Here is a 16,482-nt window from a genome sequence, read left to right as displayed (position 1 = left end):
TATTTTTGCCGGGCTTAGTTCCTGGCGTTCAGCGCGGCCAGCTGCGCCGGCGTATCAACATCCAGACACACACCCTCATCCTCGACCGCCAATTCCATAACCGCCCGTGCGTGGGCCCGAAGTAATTGCCGCCCGCCCACATCGCCCGTCAGGGTTCGCAGTTGGCCGAAGAATCGGGCTCCAAACGCCACAGGGTGTCCACGCTGTCCCTTAAAAACGGGCACCACAATGCGATCAACAGCAGCCTGCTCGGCCACCGCCCTCAACGTCTCGGGAGTAATGCGCGGCATATCCGCCAGCATCACCAGCGCGGTCTGCCAGTCGCTTACCTGCGCCACGCCCTGTGACAGGGTAGCGCCCATACCCTCAGGACTTCTCGAGCATGTCATTGCCTTCACACCGCGTTGGGAAAGCTCTTGCAGCCATACCTGATCATTGACGCCGAGGCACACCTGAAGCGGCAGCCCGCTGGCATCGCACCGGCTCAGCGTTGCGTCCAGTAAGCGGGTTTCTCCGGCCAATAGCGCTTCGCGCTTATCGGCATCCCCAAAACGACGACTGTTGCCAGCCGCCAACAAGAGGATGCCAGCCGTCATTCACTGCGCTCGCGGGCCACACGCAGCTGTGTGACCTGCGCCATGATGGACACCGCGATCTCTACCGGGGTTTTACTGCCGATAGACAGACCCACCGGCGCATGCAAGCGATCGATTGCTGACTCAGGCACGTCGAGCTGGCGCAGTCGCTGTAGCCGTTTTTCCGTTGTGCGCGCCGATCCCAAGGCACCCACATACCAGGCACGCGTCTCAAGCGCCTCCATCAACGCCATATCGTCAATGCGAGGGTCATGCGTCAGGGTGATAATGACGCTGTGATCGTCATCTGCCAGCGCTCTGACCGCATCATCTGGCATTCCCGCCTGACGCTGCACATCGGGACCTTCCCAGGCGTCCAGCATACGCTGACGTGGGTCGGTCACAATGACCTCATAATCCATAGCCGTCGCCAGTTCAGCCAGCGACTGTGAGAGTTGCCCCGCTCCCACCAGCAACATTCGCTGGCTGGGCCCGAAGCACTGAGTCAACGCGTTCTCATCCATGCTCAGCGGATGAAAGCGTTGCACATTGCTCACTTCGCTATGGCCGTTTGCAAGAGAGCACTGTCGTTGAACGCAACGACGAGCCTCCAACGCCTGTAACACGGCTTCGACCCAATCGAGATCACTGTGACACAGGGTTTCAACCAGCACATGAAGACGGCCGCCGCAGGGTAAACCCAGACGTTCGTTCTCTTCGGCAGTCACACCGTACTCAATCATCGTAGGGCGCTCTGCGGATAGGGTCCCTGCTTCGAGCCGCGCCAGCAGGTCATCCTCCACACAGCCACCCGAAAGGGAACCGACCTGTTCCCCCCGGTGATTGCAGGCCAACATGGCGCCCACGGGCCGGGGTGAGGAACCCACTGTAGCCACGATGGTGCACAACCAGACCGGCTGGTCATTTTCCTCATTCAGCCATCGGCTCAGATGCTGGAGCACATCCTGTGCAATCGCTTTCACTCGGAAGCCCCTGCGTTAGCGGGCTGGGCGGGTGTTGCCATAAATTCGATTAATGCGGCCTGCTGCTCCCGGGTGCACTGCGGACACAATCCCCCGCGCGGCATGGTGCCGTAGCCAGCGATGACGTTATCCACCAACGCCGATATCCCCTTGGCGAGGCGCGGCTCCCAGGCCAGCGCATCGCCCGTTTGAGGCGCGCCCGAGGCAACGATGGCATGGCAGTTTCGGCAACTGCGCTGATACAGGGAGGACAACAGGGGGTCACTGGGCAATAACTGTTTTTTGCCCCCGGACTGACTCTCTGTGGCGTCGCCACAGCCGACCAGAACTATCAAGGCAACGATAATCAACCATCGAGCAATCATTGTTGCTGCCCTGCCTGCCAGTAAGCGTCCAGCATTTGACCCACGGTATTGGGCTCCACCAGGTGCGCCGCGTACCAGGTATGCAGGCAGCGAATGCGCGTAAAGTCAGCGATACCGCCAATACCACGGCCAGACAACGCCTTGGCAAACCCCCCGTCCGCTAGAGCTTGACGCTGCTCTTCGGTGATGAAGCTGTCGCGCAGTCGTATGTGCGATTGATGATCGGCGGTCATGCCTGCCTGCAATTCAGGATCTTCGTCGATACGCTGCTGCAGCCGCTTGATCAGCCCGCCCGCCTCCACCACGTCGATGCGGTAGTTAAGGTCGGCATCCACCAGCCAGAACAGCGTGGGAAACGGCTTACCATCCACCAGTGAGGCGACGCGGATAACGCGCGGAACACCGGCATCATCCGACACCGGTATTGCCTCCAGTCCACGGGGCTCGCGTCCGATTAGTCGCGCAACCTGTGCTCGCTGCTGTTCAGAAACCGCCACCGCTCAATCCTTAGTGCCCGCGCTGTCCACTGCGTAGGTGTAGACCACGTCAGTGGACGAGTTAAGCGCGGTTTCGGCCGAGTCCTGAATCACTGAGATAATGAAGCCCACTGCAACGACTTGCATAGCAACATCGAGCGGAATGCCAAACAATGAGCAGGCCAGGGGCACCAGCAGCAAGCTGCCGGACGGCACACCGCTGGCGCCGCAGGCAGACAGTGCGGCAATTACGCACAGCACCAGCGCAGTTACTAGCGACACTTCGATACCCAGGGTATTGGCAGCGGCCAGCGTCAGCACTGTTATCGTGATCGCTGCCCCCGCCATGTTCACCGTTGCACCTACCGGGATAGTCACACTGTAGAGCTCCTCGCTGATACCTAACTGCTTAGCCAAATTGAGGTTCACGGGGATGTTGGCGGCCGAGCTACGGGTAAAGAATGCAGTGACGCCGGACTCCTGCAAGCAACGCAGGATAACCGGGTAAGGATTGCGGCGTGTCACCGCAAAAGCAACCAGGGGATTGATCAACAGCGCCACAATCAACATTGCGCTCACCAACAAGGCCGCCAGGCTGGCATAGCTGAGCAACGCCTCAAGGCCTGTGGTAGCCACGGTGAAGGCAACCAGACCAAAGATGCCCAGTGGTGCGAGACGGATCACATAGCGCACGATATCGCTGACGCCGTCGGCCAGGGTCTGCAGGTGGTTGCGGAATGTATCGGAGGCGCGACGAAAGCTGATCCCCAACAAAATCGCCCAGGTCAGGCATCCCAGGAAGTTACCGGTGAGCAGCGCATTGATCGGGTTATCCACCAATTTGAACAACACATCCGCCAACACAGCAGACACAGCGATGGGCGGGCTGCCCTCTGCCACATTGGTTAGCGCCAGTGTTTGAGGGAAGAGCAGACTCAATCCAACAGCCACTACCGCGGCGCTGACAGTACCAACCAGGTACAGGGCCAGTACACCCAATGCCTTACGCCCATCGTTACCGGATTCGTGGCGATTGGCGATTGCGGACATCACCAGCAGCAACACCAGTAATGGCGCGACAGCCTTCAGCATACTCACGAACAGTTGGCCCAGCAGACCGATGTCGGTTGCTGCAGCCGGTGCAATAACACCCATCAACGCGCCGAGCACAACGCCCAGCAGAATTTGGGGCACCAGGCCCCAAGAAAGCGGATTCATTCCATTCCCCCTGAAAGTTCAGGGGGCAATTGTACTAGACCCGATACGCCTTGTTCAGCGGTAAGGTGCGGTGACGCTTGCCCGTTGCTGCAAACACCGCGTTCGCGATAGCCGGCGCTACTGGCGGCACACCGGGTTCGCCGACCCCCGCCGGCGGCGCATCCGACGCCGTAATGGTATTGCGTATGACGCGCGGAACCTGGTTGATGCGTGCCACGGGATAGTCATGGAAATTCGATTGCTGCGGCTCGCCGCCCTCAAAGGTAATCTCGCCCATCAGTGCGAGACTGAGGCCGAAAATCATGGCGCCTTCCATCTGGGCATGCACGCGATCAGGATTCACAACCAGACCGGCGTCGATCACGCTGTGCATCTCCAAAACCTTCAGCTGGTCCCCCTCAACCGACACTTTGCAGGCCACGGCAACATAACTCAGGAAGCTGCGCGCCGCGGCGATACCCCACCCCTGCCCCGCGGGCAACGATTCACCCCAGGGGATAGTTTCAGTCAGTTCACGGATCACGCCCTTGAACCGTGCCGTATCGTAGGGATATTCGCTGAGTGGCTTACCGTAGTTGCTGAACTCGAAGCCCTCGGGGGCGAAGTCCAGCAGGCGGTCCTCACCAATAAGCTCGATCCAGAATGCCGCGGGATCCTTGTCCGCGGCGTGAGCCAATTCATCGACAAAGCTGCCCACACCAAAGCCGAAGGGAATGTTGTACACCGAGCGCAACCATCCAATGCGGGCATGGGCCGGCGCGCGGTGCCCCTCCAGGCGCAGGTTGGGAATTGCGAATGGAATGCTACCGAAGGTCTGGCTCAGGGAACCGTCACTCATCAAATCTGCGGAGGCGTCCCAGGTGGTGTCTATGGGCGGTGTGGCCTGCCGCGCCAGCCAGCCTGTCACCGCACCTGATTCGTCAATGCTCGCCTCATAATGCTGGGCACAGCAGGAGTGGAAATAATCATGGCGAATGTCGTCCTCGCGCGTCCACACGACCTGCACCGGTTTACCAACGGCGCGTGACAGCAGCGCGGCCTCGGCACTGAAATCAGGTTTGGACTTGCGCCCAAAGCCACCGCCGAGCAAGGTCACGTTCACGGTAACTTTCTCAGGCGCAAGACCCAGCACCTCCGCCACGGTTTGCTGCGTGGCTTGGGGCGTTTGAGTACAGGCCCAAACCTCGCACCCCTGCTCCGTCACGTAGGCGGTTGCCATGGGGGGCTCCATGGACGCATGTGCCAGGTAAGGCGTGCGATAGCTGGCGCTAACGCGCTTGCCCGCCGCCAATGCAGCATCGACATCACCGCGCTCTCTGGCGACCACGCCGGGTTTGCTGGACACCGCGTCCATCAGTTCGTCCAAATAGACATCTGCGCTGTGACTGTTATGGGCACTGTCCGTCCAGGTGGCAGCGAGTGCCTGACGCCCTTTTATCGCCGACCAGGTTTTATCGGCGATCACAGCAACGCCCTCGATGGGTTTAAAGCCATTGGGATCGGTACCTTTAATCACTTCTACAGCCACTACACCGCGCACCTTTTTTGCAGCATCGGCGCTAAAGCTCTCGATCGATGTACCCATCACCGGGCGCCGCTCAATGGAGGCATACAACATCCCGGGCAGCGCAACATCGACGCCGTAGGTGGTCGCGCCAGTCGTCATATCAGCGAGATCGACAGAGGGCACGTCTTTACCGATGTAGCGAAAATCAGCGGCAGACTTCAGGGGCAGGCTATCCAGCGCAGGTAGCGGCTGTTCTGCGGCAGACGTTGCCAGCTCGCCAAAGCCAATGCTGCGTCCATCACTATGCACTACCCGGTGGTTACTAGCGCGACATTCAGAAACAGGCACATCCCATCGCTGCGCAGCCGATGATTCCAGCATACTGCGTGCCGCCGCGCCCATTTGTCGCATCACCGTATAAAAGTTGCGTACAGAGCGCGAACCATCAGTGTTCTGACTGCCGTAGTCGGCGCTTGCCAATCCCTGGATGACGGTCACGCGATCCCAATCGGCCTCCATTTCATCCGCAACCACCTGCGGGAGACTGGTGCGTATACCCGTGCCCATCTCAGAGCGGTGGGCAATAATCTCAACGGTGCCATCTTCACGCAGACTAACGAAAAGGTTGAGCGCATCGCCCGAAGGGCGCTGCAACACGTCTGCTCGTAGCGTGGTGGGCAGCGCAGCGCCTATCAATAGCCCGCTACTGGAGACGCCTGTTGCCTTAAGGAAGTCGCGTCGGCTGATTTTCTCGAGGACAGTCATGATTGCTCTGCCTCCGCAGCCTGACGAATGGCCGCACGAATCCGTGGGTATGTACCACAGCGGCAAATATTGCCCGCCATGGCCGTATCGATCTCCTCATCACTGGGCATCGCGTTGACGGCCAACAAGGCGGCAGCACTCATGATTTGCCCAGACTGACAGTAACCGCACTGGGGCACATTATGATCGGCCCATGCCTGCTGCAGCGGATGGCTACCGTCTTCAGAGAGTCCTTCAATGGTGCGTATCTCGGCATCACCTACCGCCGAAACGGGCAATACGCAGGCGCGCATGGCTTTGCCATCCATGTGTACTGTGCAGGCGCCGCACAGACCCGCACCACAGCCAAACTTGGTGCCGCGCATCGCCAATTCGTCGCGCAGTACCCACAACAGTGGCGTGTCGGGTTCGACATCCACCGTGCGCTGCTTTCCATTAACCGTGATCTTCATTCGCAATCCTCCGCGTTCAATCGCCAATATAGAAGAAGGCCCCAACCCTGCCAATTACTGTGGCTTCGTGTTTACATGGCGCCATGCCTCAGCTGTCCCTGTCTTCAGTGAACAAGCGCTACGGGGATGTCACTGCACTGGACGATGTCAGTGTCGACTTCCCAAACGCGGCCTTAACCGCCATTGTCGGGCGCAGTGGCTGCGGCAAATCCAGTTTGCTCAAGCTGTGCAACGGACTACTGCAGCCGGACAGCGGTTGTGTATACGCCCTGGGCGAGGATCTGGCGCAGGCTGATTTGACGAAAGTTCGCCGACGGATTGGCTATGCAGTGCAAGGCAGCGGACTCTTCCCCCACCTGACCGCAAGGGCCAACATCATACTGATGGCCGAGCTAGAGCAGTGGCCCGCAGAAGACATACAGGATCGCGTGAGTACGCTGACCACCCTGGCCCATGTCGATCCGGAGTTACTGGAGCGCTACCCCCATCAGCTCAGCGGCGGGCAACAGCAGCGGATAGGCCTGTGCCGGGCAATGATGTTGAAGCCGGATATTCTGCTCTTAGATGAGCCCTTTGCCGCTATCGATCCCATCACACGGACCGATGTCCAACACCAGCTTTCTGTCATGCTTGATGCCGAGCCAACAACTGCGGTATTGGTTACCCATGACAGCCGCGAAGCCCTCTCGCTGGCGCAACACCTGGTAGTGATGGACGCCGGACGTATCGTGAAGCAGCGCTCTCGAACACAGATCGAGGCGCAGTTTCCCGGGCAGGCGCCAGAGGCGGTTCTGGCTCAGTTATTGGATGCTGGCAGTGAATAGTCCGGGCATTTACCGGCGTGGCCGTTCCTGGCTGGCTCTGGTACTTATGCTGGCATCAATGCTCTGGCATTACCCCGCTGATGCCAGCGCTCAAACCATCGTTGTGGGCTCCAAGCCATTCACTGAGAACTTCATTCTGGCGGAGATCAGCGCACAGTTGCTTGAGGCAAATGGCTTCACGATGGAACGACGGCTGGGCCTGGGTGGCACCCTGATCACCTGGGAGGCGCTTAAGAACAACGAGATTCATCTTTACCCGGAATATTCGGGCACGCTGCTACAAGCTATTTATTCCGGTCGAAACCTCAGCGTCCAGCAACTGCCGGCGGCGCTTGCAGCAGAGTCCCTCGTCAGTGTCGCGGCCTTGGGTTTCAATAACAGTTATGCGCTGGCCGTTACGGAGGAGACCGCTGAGGCGCTTGGAATGACGCAGATATCCGACCTGGCGCAACATCCGGACCTGTCAGCAGGGTTTTCCCATGAGTTCCTGAATCGCGGTGACGGCTGGCCAGCGCTCAAACGCCACTACGGACTGACACAGGCAACAGTGGGGCTTGAACACGCGCTCGCCTATGGCGCGCTAAGCGGCGGCAGCATAGACATCACCGACGCTTACACCACCGACGGCGAACTGGACAATTTCAACTTGCGCCTGCTTACGGATGATCGCGAATTTTTCCCACGGTACGACGCGCTGCTGCTGGCCAATCGGGAGCTACCAGACAACGCTGCGCAGGTACTGCAGACGCTGGAAGGCGCTCTGGATGAACCCACCATGCGTGCGCTCAACCGGCGCGTCGCTGTTGACAAGGTATCCCCTGCTACGGCCGCCAGTGAATTTTTGAAGACAATCAATATAGCCTCTAACGCCACTGCGCGAGATACGTTGATGGTCAGGGTGGCACGAAATACGGCTGTGCATCTTCAGCTGACCCTGACAGCCCTGGCGCTGGCCTGCCTGGTAGCCATACCGCTCGCTGTTACTGTTGCAAATCGTGAACAGCTGGCGCGAGGACTGCTATACGTCACCGGCTTATTACAGACCATACCTGCTCTCGCCTTACTGGCCTTGCTGATACCTGTGATGGGGCTTGGCTTAGCGCCGGCCATCACCGTGCTGTTCCTCTACTCGCTGCTGCCCATCGTGCGCAACACGCTCACAGGGTTGTTTGCCCTCGATCCTACACTGAAGGAACTGGCCCGCGGTATGGGTATGAGTCGGCGCCAGCAACTCCTCAAGGTGGAGTTGCACCTGGCGTTACCGGCGATACTGGCGGGAGTGAAAACCGCGGCCATTATCAGCATAGGCACTGCCACCCTAGCCGCCTTCGTGGGTGCCGGCGGCCTTGGCGAACCGATTATCACAGGGCTTAACCTGAACGACTCGCGCCTGATCTTGGAAGGCGCCATCCCCGCGGCATTACTGGCAATTGCCGTGGAGCTGCTGTTTGAGCTGCTCGAGCGCGGGCTAATCCCCCAACACCTGAAGCCACGCTGAATGGATAGAGATATCCCGGCCTGAGTGCGCGCCTTATCACAAAAAAGTGCTAGTCTGACAACTAACAACATCACATCAGGGACGATCTGATCTCTTACCCCACAGCATCAGCTTCGCTCTACAACGTCTTTGTGGCAAAAACGCCCTGGCAGGGGCGAGCACTGCGAGGCAACCCCTGTGCAGTGTTTTCCGCGCCGACCGAACAAGTAGCAACTTCAAGCAGTAATCTCGCCGAGTGCCACACACAGCACCTGGGAGACAACCGTGCGCAGGTCGACTGCCAGCAACGCGGCAACGCTATTTCGCTATGCGGACACGGTTTATTGAGTGCTGCCGCCTTTTGGCGAGACTCTAATGCAAGCGTCAATACACTGCATATGGGCAACAGCCGTTTCGAGGTGGACAGTGAGGGCGACACGTTCTGGGTGGCAATGCCTCTCGCGTCTCTCCAAGAAGGCAATACACATCGCTGGATGATTGACCGGCTGGGCAAAGCACCGGTACGGGTAGAGGCCAGTGGCCCCGATCAGGGCTACCTGGTACTTGAATACACGGATCTGGATACGCTGATGTCACTGACCGCTCCAGACGGCGATCTTACCAAGCACACACAGCGTGCAATAATTGCCACCTGCCTGCTGGATACCACGAGCACTCAGACCAACATTGCGCTGCGCTACTTTGCGCCGCAGTACGGTAACCCCGAGGACAGCGCCACGGGCTCGGCCCTAAGGTTACTGGCCGCGTACTGGCGCAAGCATCGCGGCGCAGAAACCCTGTGCGCCTACCAATGCTCGCCCCGCGGAGGACTACTGCTCAGCCGCCTGGACGATAAACAGGTTTGGATTGGTGGTCTGGTAGAAAAAGCGAGAGAGCCGCTGTGAACGTGGAAGCACTCATTAGAGCATTTGAGTCTACCCGTGCGCGCTCTAGGGCCATGTGCGTAGGCTTGTCAGCAGAAGACTACGGCTTACAGGCAGAGCCTTTTGTCAGCCCACCCAAGTGGCACCTTGCGCACACCAGCTGGTTTTTTGAAACCTTCCTGCTTAAGCCTTTCGCCACCGATTACACCAGTGTCGATGAACGCTACGAGGTATTGTTCAACTCCTACTACAATGGAGTGGGAGAGCAGTTCCCCCGCCCCAGGCGTGGCCTACTGTCTCGCCCCTCCGTGGCCGACATACTGACTTACCGTGCACAAGTTGATGACGCCATGCTTCAGCTACTGCACACCATGGATAGCGCTAACGTCGAGCAGATCGCTGAGCGCACCCGCTTGGGAATTGAGCACGAATGTCAGCACCAGGAGTTGCTGTACACGGATATCAAATACTCCTTTGCCTTTAACCCACTCTATCCCGCTTTTGCTGAGCCACCTCAAACTGCTGCGGCAGCCCACGCCGATGAACTCGCCTTTGATCATTATGATGGCGGCCTGGAAACGATCGGTTACCGGGGTGATGCTTTTTGCTTCGATAACGAATTGCCCGCGCACAAACAATGGATAGAGCCTTTTGCCCTGGCACAACGCCTTGTCACCAATCGCGAATACGGTCAGTTCGTCGCCGAAGGCGGCTATCAAAGCCCGGAGTTCTGGCTTGCCGATGGATGGACCACCGTGCAAACACAGGCGTGGGAGGCACCGCTGTATTGGCGCGAGGTTAATGGAGTGGCTATGGAGTTTACGCTCTATGGCCTGCAGCCACGCCACCCTGAGGCGCCGGTGACACACGTGAGCGGCTATGAAGCGGACGCCTACGCCCGCTGGGCGGGCTACCGTCTGCCCACAGAAGCAGAATGGGAATACGCGGCGAACCAGGCAAACGCAGTGCCCACGGGTATAGAACAGGGATACCTGCACCCTGCCCCCGCTCAGAACGGCCAGGCCCTCGATCAGCTTTACGGTGCCTGCTGGCAATGGACCAGCAGTGCGTACAGCCCCTACCCCGGATTCAATCCGGCCTCCGGAGCCATCGGTGAGTACAACGGCAAATTTATGAGTAATCAGTGGGTTTTGCGCGGAGGCTCCTGCGTGTCGGTAGGTGATCACCTGCGCAGTTCCTACCGCAATTTCTTTTACCCACCCGATCGCTGGCAATTTAGCGGCATTCGCCTGGCGCACTCGGGCGCGCTCAATGGAGATGCGCATGACCAGTGACCCGCGCAGTGCCGGCAATTACCGGTTCACCGACTATCACCCCAGTGCCGGTGATGGTCGCGCCGAACTACTCGCGGGCTTGGTGGCTTCGCCAAAAACCATCAGCCCCAAGTGGTTCTATGACGAGGCTGGCTCACAGCTGTTTGATGCGATCACCCGAACGCAGGAATACTACCCAACACGGACCGAGAAGCAGCTGCTGATAAATCACGCCGCAGGCATCGCTGACCTCTGCGGCCCTGACTGTGTCCTTATAGAACCGGGAAGCGGAAGCTGCGAGAAAGCGCGGCTGTTACTACCGGCAATAAGACCCAAGGTATTTGTGCCCGTTGATATATCAGCCGATTTTCTGCAGCAATCAGCCCGCTCCCTGGCGCAGGATATGCCATGGCTATCAGTGCACGCGGTCTGCGCGGACTTCAATCGCAGCTGGGATTTCACAAAGGCATTGCCGCCGGGGCGGCGCGTGATTTTCTACCCGGGTTCAACCATCGGCAACCTGGAACCGGAAGCGGCCTGCGGATTCCTGAAACAGGTGCGCGATGTTTTGGAGCCGGAGGGTGCTGCCATCATCGGCGTAGACCTGCACAAATCGACGCCAAGACTTAACGCCGCCTATAACGACACCGACGGCGTCACCGAGGCGTTCAATCGCAACCTTATCCAACGGGTGAATCACGAATTGTCCGTCAGCTTCGACCCACAGCAGTTCGCGCACCGGGCTTTCTACAACGAGGACCTACGCCGCATAGAGATGCACCTGGAAGCGTTAACCGCCCAGTCACAATCCAGCGAGGGTCAAACCATCACTTTTGAGTCAGGTGACACGCTGCACACAGAAAACTCCTACAAGTACGCGGAGGAAGACTTCATTGCACTTGCGCGACAGGCAGGCCTGCAACACCAGCATACCTGGATAGATGCCGAACAACTCTTCAGCGTGCACTTCCTCCGCGTAGCAAGCTAACCCCAAGCATCGCAGTCTAGATTGCGATGCTCTCCCCTATTTGCACAGGATCGAGGTATCGATAGGGGACTTCCACCCCGCGATTGCGTTCCTGAATGGTGGCAGAAATGCTCGCCAGCTCTGCGCGAAAGTCCTTCACCATGTGCCAGATTTGCTGCACGCCGTGGAAGTATGGTTGTTCAAAGTTGCCGATCTGCCAGCGCGTAGGCTGGCTCAACAAATACACCATCTGCATTTGCGCATCACACTTGCCGTGGTTGGGCAGACAGGCAACAAAGTCTTCCTCGCTCATGGCATTGGCTTTGCTGGTGGGGTACGGCGCATACATAGAACCGGGCACATTGGGCGGATAGCCGAACATATCGTATTGCCCGTTATTCACGCTGGCATGCTCCGCTGTACAGGTGAAGATAATTGCGGTGAGCACCTGTTGCAGTGAATCACGCTGCGTGAGCTTACCGCCTTCAGGCAAGCCCTTAACCTTACCCACTTCAGGATCGGCGAGTTCGGCAATCCAGGCTTGCAGTTCAGCGTCACTAGCCAGTGCCGCGTCATCCGGATACCAGTGGGCCAGCACTGATCCCACAAATCGATCTAGCGCCTGCCAGATCAACAGGCCATCGTCGCGGTAGAAGTACTGCGGCAATTTTTTGACATCATCTACACCCCGATTTTTGAGGTCCGAGGGCAAATGACACTGACTGAAATCCCACTTCTGGTATTCGCATTTCAGCAGCTCCATACAGCCTGCAGCGCCCAGTGAGAGGGTTTTGTCGATAGGCCCGCCAGGCGCCAGCATGACACTTCTGGCAGAGTGGTTAATGGCAAGCGTGGCGTGGAAATGCGGCAGCAGTAACTGATGTACCGGGTGGCGATGATGCAGTTGTCTGTGAGTGGCCACCACAAAGGTTTCCATAACCATGTGTGTGCGCAACAGGTGAGATGCCACCTCATGATATAGCGCATCGGCCGCTTGCACGTAGGCCTTCACCGTGGTCCACAACCAGTAGGGGTCATTGGGCGTAAATATGGGCACATCCGGGCCTGATTGTTGCTCCAACTGAATCGCAAGCGGCACAAGCTGGCCCCGCCCATTGCAATAGAAAAGGCTGATAGGCACCGCCAGATACCCGTTCTTGATCGGTATACCCCCGACAGCCTCGTGGTCCAACAAATACAGACTGCCACGACGTGCAGCCTTGGACAGCGTATCGCCCTCGTCGAGCTGCGGCTTCACCATGTCATTGGTGACCGGGAACTTGTCCGGTAAACGCGTGCAACGTTTGATGAGTACCGGATTGACGCCGTTCATGCGCTGGCGACCGAACTCCAGGTCACTGCCAAAGCGGTCACTGACCGGTGGCTTTTTCCATAGGGGGTAGTGGCGGTCGAAGGTGGCCAGTGAACGGCGTCGCTCAAAGATCTCCTCAAACTCAGAGATAAAACCATTAAGCAGACCGTAGCCCATGGTTTTAATCATCCCGCGGCTTTTTGCCGTGGTGAATTCTTCGTTCTTCGGTAAGTACTTCGCGTAGGGCGGTAAACCGTCATCGGATTTGAACACATAAATGTCGCGCTGGCTGATTAACTCATCAGCACGCATTTCAGACGTGGCGTCAGGTTCGTCAGCCGGCAAGCAGATCCGCGGCAGTGCACAGCGGCCGCCCTGCCGATCGTCCACCAGTGGTGGCAGCTGCCCAAACCATTGGTAGCCCTGCATTCTCGCGCGCTTTGCCAGACCATCCTTGGCTCGCAGGTAGTTAATCGATGCCGGGTCGAGAATGGACTGCGCCTCCGGTATGTACATATTGGGAGGGTGATTGTTCACGTCGTACCAGGTGATATTGCCCTCATCGGTAGGCACCACCTCATACACCTCAACCTCGGCCAGGTCCTGCCAGGGGTGACTTTCTTCGTCCCACGCCACGCCGCAATCCAACACAATGCGGTCCTCACCCGGGGTCACGGGATGAAACTGTGCTTGCAAGTGGTATTTCACCGGGCCCTGCTTTATGCGCCTGCGGTATTCATCTTTCAGGAAGTTGCGAGAGCGTGTTTCACCCTCCTTGGGCGCCTGCAGCCAGAACTGTTCAAGCTCCTCGTCGGTCGGCCTGCCGCGGTCGGGGCCCCTATCCCAGGGTGCAAGTTTGAACTTGATGTACCAGTCCTTGCCATTGCTGTCGCGATACCCCAGTGCCGTCTTACTGTGATAATTCAACAGCGCAAAGGTGTCGGGGTAGCAGATGGACTGGGTAATGCCCTTAGCCAGGTCCGGGTACTGGTCCAGATACGGTTTGATGTGCTTCTCGCGTCCACGAATGGTGGCAATCATAAACTTGAGAAAGTGCCAGGCATTGGAGAAAGGCCCGGCCGTGCCCGTGTTCATCATGATGTCCAACGGGCTTTGATGATCAGTATCGGAGAATTTGAGCGAGGCGCTGCGCACTACCAGTCGCGCATCGTCGGCAAAGGACACCGACGCATGCCTGAATCGACAGGGGTACTCCTTTCCCGGCGCGAAAAATGCGCTGGGTGGAATCGCCACATCATCCAGCACTTTAATCCGCGCCCTGCACACCATACCGTTGTCGTGTGACATCCGTCTGCGACTGAACAACGAATTCATCGCAACCAATGCAATGATTCCCGCAACCATGAGCCAAAGGCCCAACTTACCCAACACATGCATCGCAAAGCTTCCTTGTAGTTTGGCGATAAGGCGTCTGTGCTCCTGCAATTGGACTACGCCTGGTTTTGTTGTGTACAAACCTACATAGCATTTGTTGGGTAAGAAAGTTAGTCTTGAGATGGCTTTTGTTCAAGCGCAGACTGCGCCACTGGGGGTATTGAACAATGATGAGCTTCTGGCGCGAGATGCGCCGCAGGCACGTATTTCGGATCGCCGGCATCTACGTCGCTGTGGGCTGGGTGCTGATCGAAATACTGGCCAATGTTCTGCCGATGTTCGAAGCCCCCGAGTGGATTGGCAAAACCATGACCCTGCTCTTGGTTTTATTTTTCCCTATCGCTCTCATCATCGCGTGGGCCTTCGAAATTACACCGGACGGCATCAAACGTGCGGATGAATTGGAAGATCAGGGCGAACCCCTGCCCGCCACACTACCCGACTATCTAATCGTCGCCGCCCTGCTGATTGTTATTGGCCTGTTCTTTCTCGACTTCGGCGACCGGCGCACCAGCAATTCACTGCCCGCTGCGCAAAGTGAACTAGTGGATGAAGCGTCCCTGGCCGTGCTGCCCTTTATCGACTTCAGCGAAGGCGGTGAGAACCAGTATCTGGGCAATGGCATCGCTGAAGCCGTACTCAATGGACTCACGCGAAACGGCGGTCTGCAGGTGGCGAGTCGTACCTCCTCTTTTGCCGCTCAGTACCGCGATATGGATGCCACTGAGATCGGTACTGCGCTGGGCGTGCGACAAATCCTGGAAGGCAGTATTCGCCGTCAGGATGCGCGGCTTCGTGTATCCGCGCAGCTGACCGACGTAGAAACCGGCTTCCAGATCTGGTCTGACTCTTATGACAGCGAATTCCAGGACATCTTCGACATCGAAGAAAACCTGGCCCGTTCACTCGTGGTTGCCCTGCGCGGTCCGCTGGCCCTGGACGAGAGCCCCATTATTATTTCTGACACCAAGAATGTGGATGCCTACAACCTGAACCTGCGCGGCCGCTACGCATTTCAGGATCCCAGCCAGCAGAATTTTGGCGCGGCAATGGCGGCCTTCCAACAGGCGCTGTCACTGGATCCAAACTACTGGAGCGCGCATGGGTACCTGGCTTTCTGTCTTGGGTATATGGGCATTTATTCCGACTTCGCTACCACGGTTGCGGCCACGGCGGAGTCTGCGGAGCTGGCCTTGCGCAATGACCCCGGCAACATTCCAGCAACCCTGATCAAGGGCGTTATCGAGAAAGGACTGGACTCAGCCTACGAGGACTATGCGCGCGTACTGGATCAGGAGCGGGACAGGGATCTGACGCTGTATGTCTACCACTCAACCTACCTGATACCACAACTGCGCCAAAGTGAGCTCACTGAACAATTGCTGGCGCAGTTGGGTGAAGACCCGGATAACCTGCTGATGCGCTTCGCACTGGCCATGAACGAAAGTCGTAACGGCAACTACGCGGAGGCGCTGGCCTACGTACAGGACACCGGATTAGACGACGGCAGTAATTTCCTGGTTTCAGCCGTGCTGTCTGATGTGTATTATCGCCAGCGCGACGGCCAGCGGCTACGTGAAGTCGCCGAGCAGTCAATCGCCAGGGTCGGCGAACAGAATGGATTTCAGACCCAGTACCTGTTGCAGGCGCATGTAATCAATGGCGATCTGCAGCAGGCCGAAACCCTGCTGGACTATATGCAGGAAAAGCGCAGGAACAGCGAAACCTGGTCAGCCACTACAGTAGGGCTCAGTCTTGCATCCATGGGACGCATTGATGACGCTGTGGATATGTTGGTGCAGGCCAATCGCGAAAGGGACTTCTGGCTGCGCTGGCACCTCAAGTCGTTTATTCAGGACATGCCCGCGCTGGGCGATCATCCGCGGATGCAACGGTTGCTAGCTTCTATGGCTCTGGACGACGATACCATTGCTAATCGCATTGCAGTGGGTCGCTAGCGAACCCTGGCGACAACGCTAAATCACTCGAGGTGCGACTGGACAGGCGC

The 16,482-nt window shown here is 58.0% G+C and carries 14 protein-coding genes; 6 read left to right on the top strand and 8 right to left on the bottom strand.

Translation table 11 applies throughout. The features are described 5' to 3' along the window. Window positions 1-14: 14 nt before the first annotated feature. From IE089_RS02515 to IE089_RS02485, 7 genes are read right to left on the bottom strand one after another with little or no spacing between them, the layout of a single operon-like run. Window positions 15-596 (bottom strand): nucleotidyltransferase family protein, encoded by a 582-nt coding sequence (locus tag IE089_RS02515; protein ID WP_189474861.1) that lies wholly within the window; start codon window positions 594-596, stop codon window positions 15-17. Then, window positions 593-1,558, bottom strand: coding sequence for an XdhC family protein (locus IE089_RS02510; RefSeq protein ID WP_189474859.1), 966 nt, complete (start codon window positions 1,556-1,558; stop codon window positions 593-595). Before IE089_RS02510 ends, IE089_RS02515 begins: the two co-directional genes overlap by 4 nt. Beyond that, window positions 1,555-1,923 carry a c-type cytochrome gene (locus IE089_RS02505; RefSeq protein ID WP_189474857.1) on the bottom strand — a complete coding sequence of 123 codons (369 nt, stop codon included), beginning with the start codon at window positions 1,921-1,923 and terminating at the stop codon, window positions 1,555-1,557. The genes IE089_RS02510 and IE089_RS02505 overlap by 4 nt, the downstream gene beginning before the upstream one ends. After that, window positions 1,920-2,420, bottom strand: a complete 501-nt coding sequence (locus tag IE089_RS02500; RefSeq protein WP_189474856.1) for a DUF501 domain-containing protein — start codon at window positions 2,418-2,420, stop codon at window positions 1,920-1,922. The genes IE089_RS02505 and IE089_RS02500 overlap by 4 nt, the downstream gene beginning before the upstream one ends. 3 nt (window positions 2,421-2,423) lie before the next feature. After that, entirely contained in the window at window positions 2,424-3,617 is a 1,194-nt protein-coding gene (gene sstT, locus IE089_RS02495; protein WP_189474854.1) for a serine/threonine transporter SstT, read from the bottom strand. A 34-nt stretch (window positions 3,618-3,651) separates the two neighbouring features. Beyond that, the gene (locus IE089_RS02490) at window positions 3,652-5,889 is read right to left on the bottom strand and encodes a xanthine dehydrogenase family protein molybdopterin-binding subunit (protein ID WP_189474853.1); all 2,238 of its coding nucleotides are present in this window, start codon (window positions 5,887-5,889) and stop codon (window positions 3,652-3,654) included. Beyond that, entirely contained in the window at window positions 5,886-6,341 is a 456-nt protein-coding gene (locus IE089_RS02485; RefSeq protein ID WP_189474851.1) for a (2Fe-2S)-binding protein, read from the bottom strand. The genes IE089_RS02490 and IE089_RS02485 overlap by 4 nt, the downstream gene beginning before the upstream one ends. Window positions 6,342-6,424: 83 nt before the next feature. Between IE089_RS02485 and IE089_RS02480 the strand changes: the two genes are divergently transcribed. The 5 genes from IE089_RS02480 to egtD all read left to right on the top strand — a co-directional run bounded on the left by IE089_RS02480 (window position 6,425) and on the right by egtD (window position 11,788). Then, complete coding sequence (locus IE089_RS02480) at window positions 6,425-7,165, top strand: ATP-binding cassette domain-containing protein (protein ID WP_189474849.1); 741 nt, start codon at window positions 6,425-6,427, stop codon at window positions 7,163-7,165. Then, window positions 7,149-8,663 (top strand): glycine betaine ABC transporter substrate-binding protein, encoded by a 1,515-nt coding sequence (locus tag IE089_RS02475; RefSeq protein WP_189474847.1) that lies wholly within the window; start codon window positions 7,149-7,151, stop codon window positions 8,661-8,663. The genes IE089_RS02480 and IE089_RS02475 overlap by 17 nt, the downstream gene beginning before the upstream one ends. Before the next feature lie 323 nt (window positions 8,664-8,986). Beyond that, complete coding sequence (locus IE089_RS02470; protein WP_189474845.1) at window positions 8,987-9,547, top strand: PhzF family phenazine biosynthesis protein; 561 nt, start codon at window positions 8,987-8,989, stop codon at window positions 9,545-9,547. After that, window positions 9,544-10,821: an ergothioneine biosynthesis protein EgtB gene (egtB, locus tag IE089_RS02465; RefSeq protein ID WP_189474843.1), complete on the top strand. Its 1,278-nt coding sequence runs from the start codon at window positions 9,544-9,546 to the stop codon at window positions 10,819-10,821. The genes IE089_RS02470 and egtB overlap by 4 nt, the downstream gene beginning before the upstream one ends. Beyond that, a complete protein-coding gene (egtD, locus tag IE089_RS02460) occupies window positions 10,811-11,788 on the top strand; it encodes an L-histidine N(alpha)-methyltransferase (RefSeq protein WP_189474841.1) in 978 nt (325 codons plus the stop codon). The genes egtB and egtD overlap by 11 nt, the downstream gene beginning before the upstream one ends. A gap of 16 nt (window positions 11,789-11,804) precedes the next feature. On the opposite strand, the gene IE089_RS02455 is transcribed toward egtD, so the two are convergent. Then, window positions 11,805-14,477: a lipoxygenase family protein gene (locus tag IE089_RS02455; protein ID WP_189474838.1), complete on the bottom strand. Its 2,673-nt coding sequence runs from the start codon at window positions 14,475-14,477 to the stop codon at window positions 11,805-11,807. A 164-nt stretch (window positions 14,478-14,641) separates the two neighbouring features. Here IE089_RS02455 and IE089_RS02450 point away from each other — a divergent pair, with 164 nt between their 5' ends. Beyond that, window positions 14,642-16,432 (top strand): tetratricopeptide repeat protein, encoded by a 1,791-nt coding sequence (locus tag IE089_RS02450; protein WP_189474836.1) that lies wholly within the window; start codon window positions 14,642-14,644, stop codon window positions 16,430-16,432. Window positions 16,433-16,482: the final 50 nt, after the last annotated feature.

The sequence above is a fragment of the Parahalioglobus pacificus genome, assembly GCF_014652275.1.
In the GTDB taxonomy this organism is placed as follows: Bacteria; Pseudomonadota; Gammaproteobacteria; order Pseudomonadales; family Halieaceae; genus Parahalioglobus; species Parahalioglobus pacificus.
This window is presented reverse-complemented; position numbering and strand designations above follow the sequence as displayed.

Excerpts from the sequence above, each read along its gene's own strand:
- IE089_RS02515 (WP_189474861.1), bottom strand. The coding sequence starts at position 596 with ATGACGGCTGGCATCCTCTTGTTGGCGGCTGGCAACAGTCGTCGTTTT.
- IE089_RS02505 (WP_189474857.1), bottom strand. The coding sequence starts at position 1,923 with ATGATTGCTCGATGGTTGATTATCGTTGCCTTGATAGTTCTGGTCGGC.
- sstT (WP_189474854.1), bottom strand. The coding sequence starts at position 3,617 with ATGAATCCGCTTTCTTGGGGCCTGGTGCCCCAAATTCTGCTGGGCGTT.
- IE089_RS02490 (WP_189474853.1), bottom strand. The coding sequence starts at position 5,889 with ATGACTGTCCTCGAGAAAATCAGCCGACGCGACTTCCTTAAGGCAACA.
- IE089_RS02485 (WP_189474851.1), bottom strand. The coding sequence starts at position 6,341 with ATGAAGATCACGGTTAATGGAAAGCAGCGCACGGTGGATGTCGAACCC.
- IE089_RS02480 (WP_189474849.1), top strand. The coding sequence starts at position 6,425 with ATGCCTCAGCTGTCCCTGTCTTCAGTGAACAAGCGCTACGGGGATGTC.
- IE089_RS02475 (WP_189474847.1), top strand. The coding sequence starts at position 7,149 with ATGCTGGCAGTGAATAGTCCGGGCATTTACCGGCGTGGCCGTTCCTGG.
- egtD (WP_189474841.1), top strand. The coding sequence starts at position 10,811 with ATGACCAGTGACCCGCGCAGTGCCGGCAATTACCGGTTCACCGACTAT.
- IE089_RS02455 (WP_189474838.1), bottom strand. The coding sequence starts at position 14,477 with ATGCATGTGTTGGGTAAGTTGGGCCTTTGGCTCATGGTTGCGGGAATC.
- IE089_RS02450 (WP_189474836.1), top strand. The coding sequence starts at position 14,642 with ATGATGAGCTTCTGGCGCGAGATGCGCCGCAGGCACGTATTTCGGATC.